18 protein-coding genes are annotated in these 15455 nt (G+C 70.1%); 8 read left to right on the top strand and 10 right to left on the bottom strand.

Annotated features, from left to right (window positions below; genetic code table 11):
* Positions 1-61: 61 nt before the first annotated feature.
* Positions 62-868: an SDR family oxidoreductase gene (locus ACFYXH_RS00275; RefSeq protein WP_389559332.1), complete on the bottom strand. Its 807-nt coding sequence runs from the start codon at positions 866-868 to the stop codon at positions 62-64.
* 278 nt (positions 869-1146) lie between these two features.
* Here ACFYXH_RS00275 and ACFYXH_RS00270 point away from each other — a divergent pair, with 278 nt between their 5' ends.
* Positions 1147-1443 carry a hypothetical protein gene (locus tag ACFYXH_RS00270; protein ID WP_389559330.1) on the top strand — a complete coding sequence of 99 codons (297 nt, stop codon included), beginning with the start codon at positions 1147-1149 and terminating at the stop codon, positions 1441-1443.
* Between the two features lie 15 nt (positions 1444-1458).
* Here ACFYXH_RS00270 and ACFYXH_RS00265 read toward each other — a convergent pair whose 3' ends face one another.
* Entirely contained in the window at positions 1459-2031 is a 573-nt protein-coding gene (locus ACFYXH_RS00265) for a TIGR03086 family metal-binding protein (protein ID WP_389559329.1), read from the bottom strand.
* A 62-nt stretch (positions 2032-2093) separates the two neighbouring features.
* Here ACFYXH_RS00265 and ACFYXH_RS00260 point away from each other — a divergent pair, with 62 nt between their 5' ends.
* Positions 2094-3077, top strand: a complete 984-nt coding sequence (locus tag ACFYXH_RS00260; protein WP_389559327.1) for a DUF6597 domain-containing transcriptional factor — start codon at positions 2094-2096, stop codon at positions 3075-3077.
* Here ACFYXH_RS00260 and ACFYXH_RS00255 read toward each other — a convergent pair.
* Positions 3071-3703, bottom strand: coding sequence for a hypothetical protein (locus ACFYXH_RS00255; protein WP_389559325.1), 633 nt, complete (start codon positions 3701-3703; stop codon positions 3071-3073). The genes ACFYXH_RS00260 and ACFYXH_RS00255 overlap by 7 nt on opposite strands.
* 44 nt (positions 3704-3747) lie before the next feature.
* Between ACFYXH_RS00255 and ACFYXH_RS00250 the strand changes: the two genes are divergently transcribed.
* The 3 genes from ACFYXH_RS00250 (at position 3748) to ACFYXH_RS00240 (ending at position 6148) form a co-directional block, all read left to right on the top strand.
* Entirely contained in the window at positions 3748-4269 is a 522-nt protein-coding gene (locus tag ACFYXH_RS00250; RefSeq protein WP_389559323.1) for a GNAT family N-acetyltransferase, read from the top strand.
* Between the two features lie 126 nt (positions 4270-4395).
* Positions 4396-5235: an NAD(P)H-binding protein gene (locus ACFYXH_RS00245; protein WP_389559321.1), complete on the top strand. Its 840-nt coding sequence runs from the start codon at positions 4396-4398 to the stop codon at positions 5233-5235.
* A gap of 178 nt (positions 5236-5413) precedes the next feature.
* The gene (locus ACFYXH_RS00240) at positions 5414-6148 is read left to right on the top strand and encodes a Mut7-C RNAse domain-containing protein (protein ID WP_389559320.1); all 735 of its coding nucleotides are present in this window, start codon (positions 5414-5416) and stop codon (positions 6146-6148) included.
* Between the two features lie 71 nt (positions 6149-6219).
* Here ACFYXH_RS00240 and ACFYXH_RS00235 read toward each other — a convergent pair whose 3' ends face one another.
* Positions 6220-6702 (bottom strand): MarR family winged helix-turn-helix transcriptional regulator, encoded by a 483-nt coding sequence (locus ACFYXH_RS00235; RefSeq protein WP_385306023.1) that lies wholly within the window; start codon positions 6700-6702, stop codon positions 6220-6222.
* A 93-nt stretch (positions 6703-6795) separates the two neighbouring features.
* Positions 6796-7368, bottom strand: coding sequence for a TetR family transcriptional regulator (locus ACFYXH_RS00230; protein ID WP_389560596.1), 573 nt, complete (start codon positions 7366-7368; stop codon positions 6796-6798).
* A 106-nt stretch (positions 7369-7474) separates the two neighbouring features.
* Here ACFYXH_RS00230 and ACFYXH_RS00225 point away from each other — a divergent pair, with 106 nt between their 5' ends.
* Positions 7475-8947 (top strand): FAD-dependent monooxygenase, encoded by a 1473-nt coding sequence (locus ACFYXH_RS00225; RefSeq protein WP_389559318.1) that lies wholly within the window; start codon positions 7475-7477, stop codon positions 8945-8947.
* 24 nt (positions 8948-8971) lie between these two features.
* Here the strand turns inward: ACFYXH_RS00225 and ACFYXH_RS00220 are convergent, their stop codons facing one another.
* On the bottom strand, positions 8972-9445 hold the full coding sequence (locus tag ACFYXH_RS00220) for a hypothetical protein (RefSeq protein ID WP_389559316.1): 474 nt from the start codon (positions 9443-9445) through the stop codon (positions 8972-8974).
* Positions 9446-9541: 96 nt separating this feature from the next.
* Here ACFYXH_RS00220 and ACFYXH_RS00215 point away from each other — a divergent pair, with 96 nt between their 5' ends.
* Together ACFYXH_RS00215 and ACFYXH_RS00210 are read left to right on the top strand one after the other, a co-directional pair.
* Entirely contained in the window at positions 9542-9877 is a 336-nt protein-coding gene (locus ACFYXH_RS00215) for a YnfA family protein (protein WP_389559314.1), read from the top strand.
* Between the two features lie 64 nt (positions 9878-9941).
* Complete coding sequence (locus ACFYXH_RS00210) at positions 9942-10706, top strand: SDR family NAD(P)-dependent oxidoreductase (protein WP_389559312.1); 765 nt, start codon at positions 9942-9944, stop codon at positions 10704-10706.
* Between the two features lie 53 nt (positions 10707-10759).
* Here ACFYXH_RS00210 and ACFYXH_RS00205 read toward each other — a convergent pair whose 3' ends face one another.
* The 4 genes from ACFYXH_RS00205 to ACFYXH_RS00190 form a co-directional block, all read right to left on the bottom strand.
* The gene (locus ACFYXH_RS00205) at positions 10760-12793 is read right to left on the bottom strand and encodes a SpoIIE family protein phosphatase (RefSeq protein ID WP_389559310.1); all 2034 of its coding nucleotides are present in this window, start codon (positions 12791-12793) and stop codon (positions 10760-10762) included.
* Between the two features lie 255 nt (positions 12794-13048).
* Complete coding sequence (locus tag ACFYXH_RS00200) at positions 13049-14332, bottom strand: phosphatase PAP2 family protein (RefSeq protein WP_389560595.1); 1284 nt, start codon at positions 14330-14332, stop codon at positions 13049-13051.
* A gap of 528 nt (positions 14333-14860) precedes the next feature.
* Positions 14861-15094, bottom strand: coding sequence for a hypothetical protein (locus ACFYXH_RS00195; RefSeq protein WP_389559308.1), 234 nt, complete (start codon positions 15092-15094; stop codon positions 14861-14863).
* A 127-nt stretch (positions 15095-15221) separates the two neighbouring features.
* Positions 15222-15392 carry a hypothetical protein gene (locus ACFYXH_RS00190; protein ID WP_389559306.1) on the bottom strand — a complete coding sequence of 57 codons (171 nt, stop codon included), beginning with the start codon at positions 15390-15392 and terminating at the stop codon, positions 15222-15224.
* Positions 15393-15455 lie beyond the last annotated feature (63 nt).

Here is a 15455-nt window from a genome sequence, read left to right as displayed (position 1 = left end):
GCCGACGTGGCGGCGGCCGCGTCCCGTACGCAACGCGGATGCGGGGCCTCTTCCGGCCCCGTCACCGCCGGCACGCTTTCCGGCGGTCCGCTTTCCGGCGGTCCGCGGCCGGGCCGTCCGCCGTCTTGTCCCGCAGCCAGTCGTCGAACAGCACCGTCCCCCGTACATCCGGCCGCTCCGACGTAGCCACACCCGCGCGCAGCGCCCGTCCCGTCCTCCCCGGCAGGGGCAACGGCAGCAGCAGCGCCCGCCGGCCGGTGAGCGCGCGCCAGCGCCGGGCCAGCGCCCGCACGTCGGTGGTCTCCGGTCCGGCCACCTCGAAGCGTCCGTGCCGCGGCGCCGCCTCGGCGACGTCCGCGACCGCCCGGGCCACCTCGGCACACGCCACTGTCTGCAGCCGCCCCCGCGGCACCGGCAGCACCCGCCACCGTGCGCCCGCCGTGAACGCCATGTCCATCAGTTCATGGAACTGCGTGGCGCGTACAACGGTCCACGGCACCGGCCCCTGCTCCACGACTGCCTCCTGGTCGGCCTTGACCTTGAAGTAGCCCATCGGCAGCTGGTCGCAGCCGACGATCGACACACAGACGTGGTGGCCCACGCCCGCGGCCTCTTCCGCGGCCAGCAGCCGTCGCGAGCCCTCGACGAGCGTCTGCGCCGCCTGCTTCGCCGACGACTGGCTGTTGCTCGCGTCGACCACGGCATCGCAACCCACAAGTGCCTCGGCCAGCCCCTCCCCGGTCGTCAGGTCGACGCGGTACTCCGGGGAGCTCCGGCTGAGCACCCGTACGTCGTGGCCTCGCGAATGCAGCTCAGCGGCCACGCGTCGGCCCAGTGTTCCCGTTCCTCCAGCAACTGCGATCCTCATACCTCTAGGACGACACAGCCGCTCGCTATGTGACACCGGGAGCGCCTGCCGTACGGCGACGCCGTCCGCCCCGCCGGACAGCCACACGATTCCGGGCGACACACAGCGTCCCGCGCGTGACCTCGCCGCTGTTTCTGCTGCTCACGCTCGTCCAGGGAGTGCCTGCCGGAATGCTCGTCGGGTGTCTTCTCCGGGCGCGCGGGCAGGGCTAGGTTGAACACCGCGGCCGCCCGAGACCCCGGCAGCGTGAACTTCCTGTCCACGCGCGGAGGTCCACCGTGAACCCTGTATTGGTGCTCGCCGTCGTGGCCCTGATCGGCTTCGGGTTCATGGAGCCCGTCCTGTGGGTGGCCGCGGCTGTGCTGGTCTTCGGCCATGTCCGTTACGGTCGCGGCGGCAGCCGTTCCGGAGGCCGGGGCGACATGGAGTACCGGGAGTACCGCGACCGCCGCGACCACCAGGCCCGCCTGGAGCGGCGCTACCAGCGGGAGAACCGGGGCCGCCTGACCCGCCAGGCCCGTCGCCGGGGCAAGCAGCCGGGCGGCCGGGACGGGAGTCCGCCGACGAGGCGGTAGCACCGGTTCCTGCTGTTACGGCTGCCAGTGCGGGTCCCGGCCGGTCAGGGCCAGCACCCGGTCGAACTCCGATGCCCGCTCCCCCTCCGCCAGCGGGAACGGCTCGCCGAACACGCCTCCCTTGCGCGCCATCGGCGCCATCTCCGCGAGCGAGGGCCCGAGTTCACCGACCACAACCGGGTCCGGCGTGAACTCCTGCCCGGTGGCGCGGGCCAGGTCCCAGGCGTGCACGGTCAGATCGCCCAGCACCATCTGCCCCACGGTCCTGGCCGGCAGGCCCATGGTCCCCGTCGTGCCCTCCTCGGCGCCGGGAACCGCCCACGCCGCGACGAGCGCGGCGGCCTCGTCGGCGAACCGGCCTCGCCAGTCACCGTGGGTGTAGTGCCGCGCGGAGGCGAAGTCGGCATCCTTCCGCGCCGCCAGGGCCTGGAAGTTGATCACCACCTGGAGGAGGTGATCGATCAGGTCGCGTACGTCGTACTCGGTGCAGGGGGTCGGGTCGGCCAGCCGGTCGTCGGCGATGCCGCGTACCACCGGTACGGCACGTTCTACGGCCGATTCGAGCAGGTCACTGATGCTGTTCGTCATGGTTCGACGGTAGGCGCGGCCGATGCCCTGCGTATTGAACAAAGGCGACATAGGATCCCGGCATGGCAGGTCCGCGACGCGACACCCGGGGCATCGTCGAAGCCCAAGAGCTCTTCGCGCGCGTACGTTTCCGCCGCCGCGAGCCCGCCCCGGCACTGCGTCCGTATCTCGAGCACTACTGGCTCATCGACTGGGACCTGACGGAGCCGTACGCCTCCCATGTGGTGCCCCATCCGTCCGTGAACGTCGTCTTCCAGCGGTACGGCGACGAGGCCGGCTGGGGCGAGGTCGCGGGCATCGGCCTGCGGCTCTTCACGCAGAAACTGGAGGGGCGGGGGCGGGTGTGCGGGGTGCAGTTCCGCCCCGGCGGCTTCCGGCCGTTCGCGCCGGACCGGCCGGTGTCCGACTGGACGGGACAGCGGCTGCCGATCGCGGACGTTCTGCCGGGCGCGGACCAGGCAACCGTCCTCGGGATCCTCGGACCGGAGGCGGCGGAGGACGGGCGGCCGGGGGCGCAGGGCCAGGCGGGGGCGGGGCTTCAGGCGGGACCTCAGGCGGGGGCTCAGGCCCAGGCGGAGGACGCGCGGGTCGACGCGCTGGACGCCTTCCTGCTGGGGCTCGAGCCGGACGCCGACCCGCAGGCGCTGCGCGCGATGGCGCTGGTCGACCTGGTGCGTACGGACCGCTCGATCCGGCGGGTCGCCGAGCTGGCAGCCGCGGAAGGGGTGTCGGCGCGCTCGCTGCAGCGGCTGTTCGCCGCGTACGTCGGGGTCGGTCCCAAGTGGGTCATCCTGCGCTATCGCATCCACGAGGCGCTGGAGCGCGCCGAGTCGGGCGAGGGCCCGGCGGGTGAAGGCCCGATGGGTGAGGGCCCGATGGGTGAGGGCCCGGGCGACGGCGAACGTTCGGGAGGCGGCCTTGACTGGGCAGCGCTGGCCGCTGAGCTCGGGTACAGCGATCAGGCGCATCTCGTACGGGACTTCACGGCGACGGTGGGCGTCCCGCCGACCGCGTACGCGCGCCCACCCCTTGGCAACTCTCAGTAGCTCTCGGTGACGCCGACCGCGCCCGAGCCATTGGCCGCCGCGTACCGCAGCACCCGCAACGGCCCGTCCAGCAGCGTGCGCGCGTCGAATTCCGGGGCGTCGCTCATGGCCGACATCCAGGCGTCGATGCGGGCAAGGACCTCGGTGCGGCGGGGCCCGGTGACGGCGAGTGCGGACTCGGCGTGCGGGAGGACGGCGCGTACCTCGGCGGCGGTCAGCAGAAAGTCGCCGAACCAGCCCGGCAGTCGGGCCGTGGCCTCCGCCCCGAGCCCGTAGCAGAGAGCTCCGGCCGGGTCGCCCTTGCGCGCCGAGGCAACAAACGTGGCGCTCCCTTCCGTATCGCGCAGCAGGTTCATGCCGGCCTCTTTCATGGCGGCGACAGCCGGGGAGCTCGGGCCGCCGCTGCGCGCGAAGGCGGCGAAGCGGAGGGCGGCGGGGGTGGGTTCGGGCGTGAAGTAGGGCTCGCGGTCGCCGCCGCCGAGCCACCAGGTCAGATCCTCGGCGTAGCCGGGAGGTGTGGTCCACTCCCCCGCGAGGTCTCCCGTCAGATGGGCGAACCGTCCGGGCAGGGCGGCGACTTCGGCGTCGGGAACGGCGCCGACCGCCCATACACCGGTGAAGCTCATCTTCCGACCCCCGGTTGTCCGACCCTCGTCCTACAGTGCGTGGCATGGAGATCAAAGCATCGAGGGTACGGATCGAGCCATGGTCCGAGGACGACTTCGACCTGCTCCGCGCTGCGAACGCACCGGAGCTGATGGATCACCTGGGGGGCCCTGAGACGGAAGAACAGCTGATCAAGCGGCACCAGCGGTATGTGGATCTGAGCGCGGACCGGACGGGCAAGGGCCGGATGTTCCGCATTGTGCTGGAGGGGAGCGAGGAGGTCGTCGGCACGGTCGGCTTCTGGGAGCAGACGTGGGACGGGGGGCAGGTGTACGAGACGGGGTGGAGTGTCCTGCCCCGGTTCCAGGGGCGGGGCATCGCGACGGCGGGCACGGTGGCGGTCGTCGCGATGGCGCGGGCGGAGCAGAAGCACCGTCATCTGCATGCCTTCCCGTCCGTGGCCAACGGCCCCTCCAACGCGGTGTGCAGGAAGGCGGGCTTCGAACTGGTGGGCGAGTGCGACTTCGAGTACCCGCCCGGCCAGATCCTGCGGTCCAACGACTGGCGCATCAGCCTGATGGATTAGGAGGGCGGTGCCCGCTTGACGAGAGGGCCCTTTTCGCGGATATTTATCTGCGTCACGCAGCTTCTGCGCAACGTAGAATATTTCCGTTTGCGGCTGCCCCTCTCCGAGTTACGAAGGAATCCCTCCATGCCCATCCTCGTCACCGGAAGCCGCGGCCAGGTCGGCTCCACCCTCATAACGCTCCTGCACGATGCGGGAGTCGACGTCCGCGCCGCCTCCGGCAGCCCCGAGAAGCTCAGCCTGCCCGCGGGCGTCAAGGCCGTGAAATGCGCCCTCGACGACCCCGCGACCTTCCCGGCCGCCCTCGAATCGGTCACCTCCGTCTTCCTCTACGCCGAGCCGGCGCAGATCGGCACCTTCCTCGAAGAAGCCGCGGCGGCAGGGGTCGAGCACATCGTGCTGCTCTCCTCCAGCTCGGTCCTCGACCCCGGCGCCGCCGACAACCCGATCGCCGCGTCCCATCTCGCGGTCGAGCAGGCGCTGGCGGCCTCACCCCTCGAAACGACCGTCCTGCAGCCCGGCGCTTTCGCGAGCAACGCGCGCCCGTGGCTGTGGGCACTGCGGTCCACGGGCGCGATCGACCTTCCGTACCCGGGCAGTTACGGCGATCCGATCCATGAGCGGGACATCGCCGAAGCCGCGCTCGCGGTCCTCACACGGCCGCTGCTGCGGGGCGCGACGTACCACCTGACCGGTCCCGAGTCCCTCACCTTCACCGAGCAGATCGCGATCCTCGAGCACGCCGCGGGCCGCACCATCCCCTTCAACACCGTGACACGCGAGGCCTGGAAGGAGTCCATGACCGACTACATGCCCGGCACCTTCGCGGACGGGCTGCTCGACTACTGGGCCTCGACGGACGGTTCACCCACTCCTCTCACCAGCAACGTCGAGGCGCTGACCGGGCACCCGGCCCGCACCTTCGCCGAGTGGGCGAAGGAGAACGCGGATTCCTTCCGCGCCTGACCGGATCCGACCGAGCCGCACCGGCCCCGGCCGGACCGGTCGGCCGCAGCTCCACCCCACCGGGCCCGCCGGAGCCCGCGGGATCCGCAGGAACCCGCCGGACCCCGCGAATCCCGCCGGAGCCCGCCGGACCGGAAAGCCCTGGCTGACGCGCGCCGCCCGATGACATGCTTGCCGCGTGAACGGACCGGAAATCACCCTCAGCGTCGCCCCTGAGCTGCGTCTCTTCGTCCCGTCGGAGCGCCGCGCGGGCCGTACGACCCTGGTCACCGACGGCTCCTCGACACTCGGCCATGTCGTCGAGTCACTCGGCGTCCCGCTCACCGAGGCGGGCCGGCTGCTCGTCGACGGCCGCCAGGTCACCGTGTCCCACATCCCGCGCGCGGGCGAGAACGTCGAGGTCCGCTCCGTCGAGCGGCCGCAGCAGGTGCCCGGTGCGCCGCTGCGCTTTCTGCTCGACGTCCACCTCGGCACCCTGGCGCGGCGGCTGCGACTCCTCGGCGTCGATGCGGCGTACGAGAACGAGGACATCGGCGACCCCTCCCTGGCCGCGCTCTCGGCGAAGGAGCGGCGGGTACTGCTCTCCCGGGACCGCGGGCTGCTGCGGCGGCGGGAGCTCTGGGCGGGGGCGTACGTCTACAGCGACCGGCCCGAGGACCAACTCCGGGACGTACTGGAGCGGTTCGCGCCGGTGCTCGCGCCATGGACCCGCTGCACGGCATGCAACGGCCGGCTGACCGACACCGACAAGGACTCGGTCCAGGAACATCTTGAGCGTTGCACACAGCGCTCGTACGACGTCTTCGCGCAGTGCACGGCGTGCGAGCGCGTCTACTGGCGGGGCGCGCACCACGCACGGCTGGAAGCGATCGTCGAGGACGCGTTGCGCGAATTCGGCGGCGCTGCCGCGTAGTGCGTCAGCGCCGTGGGGCCGTGGTGCCGCACCTGAAAAATGCGGTGGTGCCGTAGTGGTGGTGCCGTAGTTCAGAGTTGCCCGCCGCGCAGCCGCTCGACCTGCGCGGCGCTGAGCTCCACAGTCCGTCGCATATGAGCCGTGAGCAGGGCGATCTCGTCGTCGCTGTACGCATCGAACATCGCGAACCAGGCGCCGTTCAGCTTCTGCCACACCGCACCGAACTCCGCCACCCGCTCGGGCACGAGGGTCACGAGTACCCGTCGCCGGTCCGCGGTGTCGCGCTCACGCGTGACATATCCGGCCCTCTCCAACCGGTCGACGAGCCGCGTCGCGGACCCGGTGGTGAGCCCGGTCAGCTCGGCGACCCGGCCGGTGGTGACGGGCTCCGGCTCCAGGCTGAGCAGATTGAGGCACTGCAGATCGGTGGGGTGCAGCTGCAGATGATCGGCGAGCGCCTGGTTGAAAAGGGCGTACGAGGCCATATAGCGGCGCGACGCGGTGGACAGCTCTCTCATCAGCCCGCTGCGGCCGTCCGTACTCTTCTGCGTCATGCAGAGATTGTACGGCGCAGCTTCAGCGCAACTCTGCACAACTCGGCGAAGGCTCGACGGCCCAAGCCCCCGACCCTGGCTCAACGGCACCCGCTACGGTCGCTCGTCCGTCAGATAGCGCTGCACGGTCGGGGCCAGCCAGCTCACCACCTCCTCACGAGTCATCTCGACGGCGGGCGGGAAGTGGAGCACATAGCGCGCAAGCGCCATGCCGAGGATCTGCGAGGCGACAAGTGCGGCCCGGCGGGGAGCCTCGGCGGGGTCCGGGCAGACGCCGACGGCGACGGGCCCGAGTTGCCCCTTGAAGATCTGGTGCGCGCGCTCGGCTGCCGCCGCATTGGTGACGCTGGCCCGCAGCAGAGCGGTCAGCACCTCGTCCTGCTCCCACCGGTCGAGGAAGTGGGAGACGAGTACCGCGCCTATGTGCTTGCGGGGCAGAGCACCCAACTCCGGTAGTCGCAGGTCGAATTCGGAGGCGGCGGCGAACAGCCCCTCCTTGTTTCCGTAGTAGCGCATGACCATCGACGGGTCGATGCCGGCGTCGCGCGCGATGGCACGGATGGTGGCGCGCTCATACCCGTCGGCCGCGAAGCGCTCGCGGGCGGCTTCGAGGATCGCGGCCTTGGTGGCATCGGAGCGGCGTGGACCGCTGGGGGCTTCCGTCATCATGCCAACAACTGTAGGCCAACAGGTGTTGACACGCCAGAGCCGCCGGCTCTACATTTGCCAACAAGCGTTGACCAACGAGCGTTGGCATTCAGGAGGCAGAGCCATGACCGGCAAGCCCAGCACCAACGGAACATCCCGCGCAGCCGATGCGGCGGGCGACATCACCGACGTCCTCGTCGTGGGCGCGGGCCCCACCGGGATGCTGCTCGCGGGCGACCTCGCCGCAGCGGGCATCTCGGTCACGGTCATAGAGCGCCGTCCGCACGAGACCAGCAATATGACGCGCGCCTTCGGGGTGCACGCCCGCACGCTTGAGCTCCTCGACGCCCGGGGCCTGGCCGACGAGCTGGTCAAGAAGGGCACCCCGATCACCGGCCTGCGGCTGTTCGGCCGGCTTTCGCTGGACCTGTCCCGGCTGCCGTCCCGCTTCCCCTATCTGCTGATCACCCCGCAGTACGAGGTGGAGCATCTGCTGGAGCGCCGGGCGCTGTCCACCGGCGTCGACTTCCGGTACGGGACGGAACTGCTCGGCCTGCACCAATCCGCCGACGCGGGCTCGGGCTCGGACGCGGGCTCGGTCACCGCCGAAATCCAGGACGCCGAAGGTGTGCGGACCACCCTCCGGGCCCGCTATTTGGTCGGCACCGACGGAGTGCGCAGCGCCGTGCGCAAGTCCCTGGGCCTGCCATTCCCGGGCGTCTCCGTGATCCGATCCATCGTCCTTGCGGACGTGAAGCTCACCGAGGAGCCCGAAGACCTGCTCACCGTCAACGGCACGGGAGACGCCTTCGCCTTCATCGCCCCCTTCGGCGACGGCTGGTACCGGGTCATGGGCTGGAACCGCAAGCGCCAGGTCCCCGACAGCGAGCCCGTCGACCTCGAGGAGGTGCGCGAGATCACCCGCCTCGCCCTCGGCACCGACCACGGCATGCACGACCCCCGTTGGATCTCCCGATTCCACAGCGACGAGCGCCAGGTGCCCGCCTACCGGACCGGTCGCGTCTTCCTCGCCGGCGACGCGGCGCACGTCCACTCCCCGGCCGGCGGCCAGGGCATGAACACCGGCCTCCAGGACGCGGCGAACCTCTCCTGGAAGCTCGCCTCGGTGCTCCACGGCGACGCCCCCGACCCCCAGGCCCTGCTCGACAGCTACCAGACCGAGCGGCACCGCGTCGGCGCGATGGTGCTGCGCAGCAGTGGCGCGATCGTCCGCCTCGCCATGGCCCACACCCCGCTTCAGCGCGCGGCCCGCTCCCTCGCCTCCCGGTTCCTGAACGCGGTCCGTCCCGCCGCCGACAGGGCGATGGGCATGATCTCCGGGATCGGCATCTCGTACGGCGCGACGCGCGGCGCCCACCGCCTCACGGGCAGGCGCGCACCGGACCTGGATCTCACTGAGGGCCGGCTCTACGAACTGCTACGCAAGGGCGAGTTCGTGCTGGTCGGCCCGGCAGGCGAGACACCCGCGGCCCCGGCCGCCCCCGGCCGCGTCATACGGGCGCACTGGACGACGGACCGCCGCACCGCGCTCCTGATCCGCCCCGACGGCTATATCGCCTGGGCAGCCGGCCGCTGAGCAGCCCGCCGGGAAGGCACCCGCTCAGAAGACGTACCGGTCCCCGGTCGCCGGCACCAGCACCCGGTGCTCGTTGTTCTGCGGGTTCCGGTCGGTCGCGCCGCCGTTCCATTGCGTACCGACGGTCACGACCACCTCGTCCGGTGTGCCCACCGTCCTCAGATCTAGCGCGAGCTGCCGTCCGACCCCGCCCGCCGGCAGCGAGCCCGTGGCACAGAACACCACCCGGTCTTCGGCCCACAGACACCCGGCCGGCAGTTCCTGCACTCCGGCCAGAGGCACCGAGAAGGACAGCCGCACGGTCGCGTTCGTGAGGCTGGAGGGACCGTGACTCTCGCTCAGCAGCCAGACCGCCAACCACCCGTCCGTCAGCGAGACATGGCCGTGGTGCGCCACATCCGACTCCGGCGCGATCACCCGGTCACCCGCGGCCGCGCTCGCCCCCGAACCGACCACCATCACCGCCGCGGCGGACACCGCCCACAGCGCCTTGCGCATCGCACACATAGTCAGAAGATACCGATTAATCCCCATTGACCTGATTATTCATCAGCTCCGGCGAGTCTCCGGCCTCCTGCATGACAGCCTGTATCCATGCTCGTTGCCCGTTCCGCCGCTCTCTTCCTCGTCGCCGCCCTCTTCGAGATCGGCGGAGCCTGGCTCGTCTGGCAAGGGCTCAGGGAGCACCGGGGCTGGATCTGGATCGGCGCAGGAGTCATCGCCCTCGGTGCCTACGGCTTCGTCGCCACCCTCCAGCCGGGCGGCGAGTTCGGGCGCATCCTCGCCGCGTACGGCGGAGTGTTCGTGGCGGGCTCGATCGCCTGGGGCATGGTCGCCGACGGCTATCGCCCCGACCGCTGGGACGTGATCGGAGCCATGGTCTGCCTGGCGGGCATGGCCGTGATCATGTACGCCCCCCGCGGCCGCTGACTCCGCGACCCGCACGAGGCCGCCTATCCTGGCCGTAATAGATCACACGCGCGAGGAGTACGACATGACCGCCGCTGGGACCCCCGTCGCCGTCATCACTGGAGCCAGCAGCGGCATCGGAGCCGCCACAGCACGGCAACTGGCTGCCGTCGGCTACCACGTCGTCCTCACCGCCCGCCGCAAGGACCGCGTCGAGGCACTCGCCGCCGATCTCACCGGCGCGGGCTACCAGGCCACCGCGTACGCCCTCGATATCACCGACCGCCAGGCCGTCGACACCTTCGCCGCCTCCCTCGACCGCTGCGACGTCCTCGTCAACAACGCCGGCGGTGCACTCGGCGCCGACCCCGTCGCCACCGGCGATCCCGCCGACTGGCGCACGATGTACGAGGTCAATGTCATCGGCACGCTCCACACCACCCAGGCCCTGCTCCCGGCGCTCACCACGAGCGGCGACGGCACCGTCGTGATCCTCTCCTCCACCGCGGGCCACGCCACCTATGAGGGCGGCGCCGGCTATGTCGCCGCCAAGAACGGCGCCCGCGTCCTGGCCGAGACCCTCCGCCTGGAGATCGTCGGCACCCCGGTCCGCGTGATCGAGATCGCCCCGGGCATGGTCAAGACCGAGGAGTTCGCCACAACCCGCTTCCGCGGTGACGAGGAGAAGGCAGCGAAGGTCTACGCGGGCGTGGCCGAGCCCCTCACCGCCGACGATGTCGCAGAGACCATCACCTGGGCCGTCACCCGCCCCTCCCACGTCAACATCGACTTGTTGGTGGTCCGCCCCCGCGCCCAGGCCTCCAACTCCAAGGTGCACCGCGAGCACTGAGGGCTGCCCCACGCCCACCGCGCCTCCAACTACTCACCCCCGGTGTGCTCGCGTCAGTGGAGCGTCTGCTCCGTCCAGATGGTCTTGCCTCTCGCCGTGCGTCGGGTGCCCCAGTTCTGGGTGAGCTGGGCGACCAGGTACAGACCGCGGCCGCCTTCGTCGTCGTCCTCGGCGTGTCGCAGATGTGGGGAGGCGTTGCTGAAGTCCACGACCTCACAGGTCAGAACGGCGTCGCGGATCAGGCGGAGCCCGATCGGCCCGTCGGAGTAGCGGACGGCATTGGTCACCAGTTCGCTGGCGATGAGCCCGGTGCTGAAGTCGAGGTCGGTGAGGTCCCATTCCGCGAGCCGTCCGCTGACCAGACGGCGGGCCTCGGCGGCGCTCTCCGGGGCGTTGGGCAGCGTCCAGGAGGCCAGCTTGTCCGCGCCAAGTGCGCGGGTACGTGCGAGTAGCAGCAGGGCGTCGTCGTCGGGGGCCTCGGGAAGCAGTGAGGCAGCCAGAGCGTCGCACGTGTCCTGCAGGGTTCCCGTGGTTCTACCCAGGGCCTTCCGGTAGAGGGGGAGCCGGCTTTCTGTGGTGCCCTGGAGGAGCCCGGTGTTGTGGAGGGCGAGGATGCTTCCCTCGGGCACATCCACGCTCGTACTGGTGTACGAGGAGGCTCCCCGCCCCAGGACGGGGCCGGTCGGGGTCTCAACGATCCGCACCGTGCCATCGGGCAGGGCGAGGACGGGCGGCGGGTGTCCGGCCCGGGACAGGACGCAGCTGCCGTCGGAGGGGTCGTAGACGATGTAGAGGCAGGTCGCCGTCAGCTCTGACCAGTGATCGTCCTGCGCAGGCGGGTAGTCGCGTGAGAGTTCATCGGTCAGGCTGTGGAGACGTTCGAGAAGCTCGTCGGGCGGCAGGTCCATGGCGGCGAATGCGGTGACTGCCGTGCGCAGCCGCCCCATGGTGGTCACGGCCCCCATGCCCTGCCCGCACACATCGCCCGCCACGAGCGCGACCCGCGCGCCGGACAGCGGAATGACGTCGTACCAGGCGCCGCCGGAGGCCACCGGCAAATAGGTGTACGCGGTCTCCACGGCCGAGTGCGTGGGCAGCCGGGTGGGCACCAATGACCGTTGAGTGAGTCGGGCGAGGGTGTGCTCGCGCGTGTAGCGGCGGGCGTTGTCGATGCATACAGCAGCACGGGCCACCAGGTCAGCGGCGACGCTCACGTCGGCTTCCTCGAAGGGCGGTGAACGCTTCGTGCGGAAGAAGGCCGCCATCCCGAGGACCACTCCACGCGCCGCCAGCGGCACGGCCATGAACGAGTGCGCACCCGCCTCCCGCAGCATCTGAGCCTGAACCGGGTCGCTGGTCGGCCAACCTTCGTCCTTTCCCAGTCCGCGAATGAGACGGGGCCGCAGGTCTGTCAGGGACTGGGCGTACGGGGTGCCGTACCGCATCAACCTGACATCCCCAACCTCGTACGAGCTCCGGACCGCCTCCGGAGCCGCCGCCTGGAAGCCCGCCCGTCGCAGGGTGACCTGGTTGAGCAAGGGCCCCGGAGCGGGGGCATCGCCGTGCAGCACGGAATCGAGAACGTCGACCGCCACCACGTCGGCCAGGCCGGGCACAGCGACGCCGGCGAGCTCCTGCGCCGTACGGAACACGTCCAGGGTGGTCCCGATCCGTTCACCGGCGCGGTACAGCAGTTCCAGCCGTCGCTGGGCGCGATGCTGCTCGGTGATGTCGACCACCGTGGCGGCGACCCCCAGGGTGCGGCCGTCGGCGCTCTGGAGGCGGAATGCCGAGACGGCCAGCACCCGCACTCCATCGGGACCACGGGGCAGACGGCCCTCGTACTGGAAGTTGCTGACCGATTCCCCGGTGGCCAGCACCCCGCGGAGCATGCGTTCGACGTCGTCCACGCCAAGCCCGAGGTCCCGAAAGCTATGGCCCACGACCTCACTCTCGCTGAAGCCCTGTGCGCCCGGCGCCCCGGCGTTGAACCGCACGATCCGCAGATCGGGGTCCAGTACGTGCAGGCCGATCGGGGGCTGGGTGAACAGCGTGTGGAGTAGTGCCTCGGCGTAGTCGGGGTGCATGCCGTAAGGGCCTCCTTCGCCACCGAACCCAGCACGGCTGTCTGTGCAATCAGCATCTCGCAGCGGAGGCCGGGCTGCCTCCTACGCAAAGTGACCACAACTGGTGATCACTGGGCAGCGGAGGCCGACGTACGACGACCGAGGCGCGGGGGCCCGCTCAGCCTCCAGAACTCCATGCGAAAAGCGCGGTCAGAACCAACCACATTGCCGGCCCCACCCGGGAGGCGCTCAGCCCACGACCCGCAGCAACATGACTCAAACCAGTTCGGGCTGCGGTTCGCGTCGCGGTTCCGGCAGATGCGCCGACGCGGGCTTCCGTTCCCACAGCTTGGTGGTCCGTATGTAGCCGTAGACCACTGAGCTCATCGCCAGAATGAGCAGCGGCCCGAACACCCACGGATGTTCGGCCATCTCCATCGACAGATAGCGATACGACGCCAAGAGCGCAGCGAAGACCGCGGCGCCGTAGACGACCAGCTGGATTCCCGGCCGGTCCCAGCCGCGGTCGAGCGAGCGCAGCGCCGTCTCGATCGTGAGCGTGAACACCACACCGGCGACGATGTCCGCGCCGTAGTGGTAGCCGAAGCCCAGCGTTGCGCCGAGCGTGGCGATCATCCAGAACGCGCCCAGGAATCGCAGAGCCCGCGGGCCCTTGAGGGAATGAATGAAGATCGCGGCAGCCCACGCCGTGTGCAGACTGGGCATGCAATTGCGCGGGGTGATCTCGTCGAAGGGCATCGGGTGCGGGGTACTGACCGGCGGCGGCGTGTCCGGCCACAGGTTGGCCACCGCCCAGTGCCCCCCGTCGGCACCGTAGGCGAAGATCGGTCCGACCACCGGGTAGATCATGTAGATGCCCGGCCCGAGCAGGCCGATGACCAGAAAGGTGCGCACCAGATGATGGCCCGGGAAGCGGCGCTCAACCGCGACGTGGCGCATCTGGTACAGCGCGACGACGACCGCGGCCACCGCGAGCTGAACGTAGACCCAGTTGAGAACGTTGGCGCCGACCGTGCCGGTGGCCGCGACTATCCGGCCCACCAGCCACGACGGGTTGCCCAACGCGTGATCGGCGGTTGCCACGTACTGGTCGAGCACCGTCGGGCGGGTCTTCGACGTGATCAGCAGCCAGGTGTAGCCGGTCTTGCGGCCGGCGACCAGCAGCAGGGCCAGTCCGACGCCTTTCAGCAGCAGGACGCGGTCCCGGCCGGTGCGGCGCGTGACGGCGATGACGGCACAGGCCAAAGTCACCCACAACGCGCCGTTGCCGTACATCATCTCGGCGTCGACAGCCCACCGCACGAGCCAGAAGACGACGTCGATGCCGATCGCGGCGCCGGCCGCGATGAACCGCTGCCGCCAGGTGAGCACCACCATCATCAACGCCATACTGACGTACAACACCGTCCCCGATTTGGGGGCGAATATCACCTCTCGCGCCTGGTCGGTGATCGGCCCCGGCTCGCCGTACCGACGCGCGGCGATCTCCAGTGCAATGAGGAATCCGAGGCCCACCACACTCACCGCGACCCACAGCATGACGCGTGGTTGACGCCATGCAGCCAACCGAAGGCTGCCGCCTATTCGCGAAAGCCTTCGCGTTACCGTAGATATCAATTTTTCAGCCGATTTGTGATATTTCAACGTGATCGTTGCGAGCTCGAACATGCTAGCGGAGCGGATGGGTTTCGCTGATCACGGGTACGTCGAATACAGCGATCGGCTCCCCTTTGCCCGCGGCCACGGCCACGGCGGACATGAAACGCCGCGCGGCCCCGGATTGGGGCGGCGCGGCCGGCTCGGTGGACGGGAGGGCGGGTGCCGGGGCGGGGCTTGACGGCGACAGTGGCGATGTCGAGGGCGGCGCGAGCGACGCCGACAGCGGATGGTCGCCAACGAGAGTGCTCGGACTGGCCAACTATCGAACCGCTCCTGGAACCCAAGGATCTCGGTCTTCGAGTGCGCAGCCAGCCGGGCCACCAGCGCCTCGGCGAATGGCTTGCCGTCCTCGCGCGGGGGCGATCTCGGTCGGACTCCGACGGACCCACTCGCCGAAAAACCGCCCGCTCACGGGACCCACTTGTACTTTCCTCCGCCGACCCATCTCACGACGGCGGGATCGTCAAGGTCGAGATGGGGCAGCCCCGCCTGCTGCGCCAGCCTGATCACATCGAGCATGTTGTAGGCGGTCCCGGCCACCTCCCCGTTGATCTCCACCAGGCGATAGGGCGGGTCGCCCGGCACGACGCCGAGGACGACGATAGCGGCGGGGCGGAACGCCTCTTGAGCATCGTTGGTCATGCTTACAGCGTGTGGCAGGGGCGCGATGCGCACATGTCGACGGCTGGCCGAAGCCTACAGATGCATGGCGCCTTCATTGGGTGGGACTGGGTCGAGGGGACGGCGTGCTGTCTGTGCTGCGCATGGCTTAGAGCTGGGTCTCCTCGACCTGCCGCTGCCGAGCATCGATGGTGCGCGTCAGCCGGTGGCTGGCGAGTAAGGCGATGAGCACGATGTACGAGCAGGTGCCCATCGAGCCCGGGATGATCCCCCACGGCCCCGAGCCCGCACCACCCGCTTGCCAGTTGGCCGCCGTCACCAGGCCCTCACCAACCCGGGTGACCAGTTCGCCGGAGAAACGATCACCAATTGTCTGGACACC

It is taken from the genome of Streptomyces sp. NPDC002730 (assembly GCF_042888805.1).
GTDB lineage: Bacteria > Actinomycetota > Actinomycetes > Streptomycetales > Streptomycetaceae > Streptomyces.
The sequence above is the reverse complement of the archived record's forward strand: the minus strand, read 5'-3'. Positions and strand labels throughout refer to the sequence as shown.

Coding starts and splice junctions, on each gene's coding strand:
- ACFYXH_RS00275 (WP_389559332.1), bottom strand. CDS start 868: ATGAGGATCGCAGTTGCTGGAGGAACGGGAACACTGGGCCGACGCGTG.
- ACFYXH_RS00265 (WP_389559329.1), bottom strand. CDS start 2,031: ATGACGAACAGCATCAGTGACCTGCTCGAATCGGCCGTAGAACGTGCC.
- ACFYXH_RS00260 (WP_389559327.1), top strand. CDS start 2,094: ATGGCAGGTCCGCGACGCGACACCCGGGGCATCGTCGAAGCCCAAGAG.
- ACFYXH_RS00255 (WP_389559325.1), bottom strand. CDS start 3,703: ATGAGCTTCACCGGTGTATGGGCGGTCGGCGCCGTTCCCGACGCCGAA.
- ACFYXH_RS00250 (WP_389559323.1), top strand. CDS start 3,748: ATGGAGATCAAAGCATCGAGGGTACGGATCGAGCCATGGTCCGAGGAC.
- ACFYXH_RS00245 (WP_389559321.1), top strand. CDS start 4,396: ATGCCCATCCTCGTCACCGGAAGCCGCGGCCAGGTCGGCTCCACCCTC.
- ACFYXH_RS00235 (WP_385306023.1), bottom strand. CDS start 6,702: ATGACGCAGAAGAGTACGGACGGCCGCAGCGGGCTGATGAGAGAGCTG.
- ACFYXH_RS00230 (WP_389560596.1), bottom strand. CDS start 7,368: ATGACGGAAGCCCCCAGCGGTCCACGCCGCTCCGATGCCACCAAGGCC.
- ACFYXH_RS00225 (WP_389559318.1), top strand. CDS start 7,475: ATGACCGGCAAGCCCAGCACCAACGGAACATCCCGCGCAGCCGATGCG.
- ACFYXH_RS00220 (WP_389559316.1), bottom strand. CDS start 9,445: ATGCGCAAGGCGCTGTGGGCGGTGTCCGCCGCGGCGGTGATGGTGGTC.
- ACFYXH_RS00215 (WP_389559314.1), top strand. CDS start 9,542: ATGCTCGTTGCCCGTTCCGCCGCTCTCTTCCTCGTCGCCGCCCTCTTC.
- ACFYXH_RS00210 (WP_389559312.1), top strand. CDS start 9,942: ATGACCGCCGCTGGGACCCCCGTCGCCGTCATCACTGGAGCCAGCAGC.
- ACFYXH_RS00205 (WP_389559310.1), bottom strand. CDS start 12,793: ATGCACCCCGACTACGCCGAGGCACTACTCCACACGCTGTTCACCCAG.
- ACFYXH_RS00200 (WP_389560595.1), bottom strand. CDS start 14,332: ATGCTGTGGGTCGCGGTGAGTGTGGTGGGCCTCGGATTCCTCATTGCA.
- ACFYXH_RS00195 (WP_389559308.1), bottom strand. CDS start 15,094: ATGACCAACGATGCTCAAGAGGCGTTCCGCCCCGCCGCTATCGTCGTC.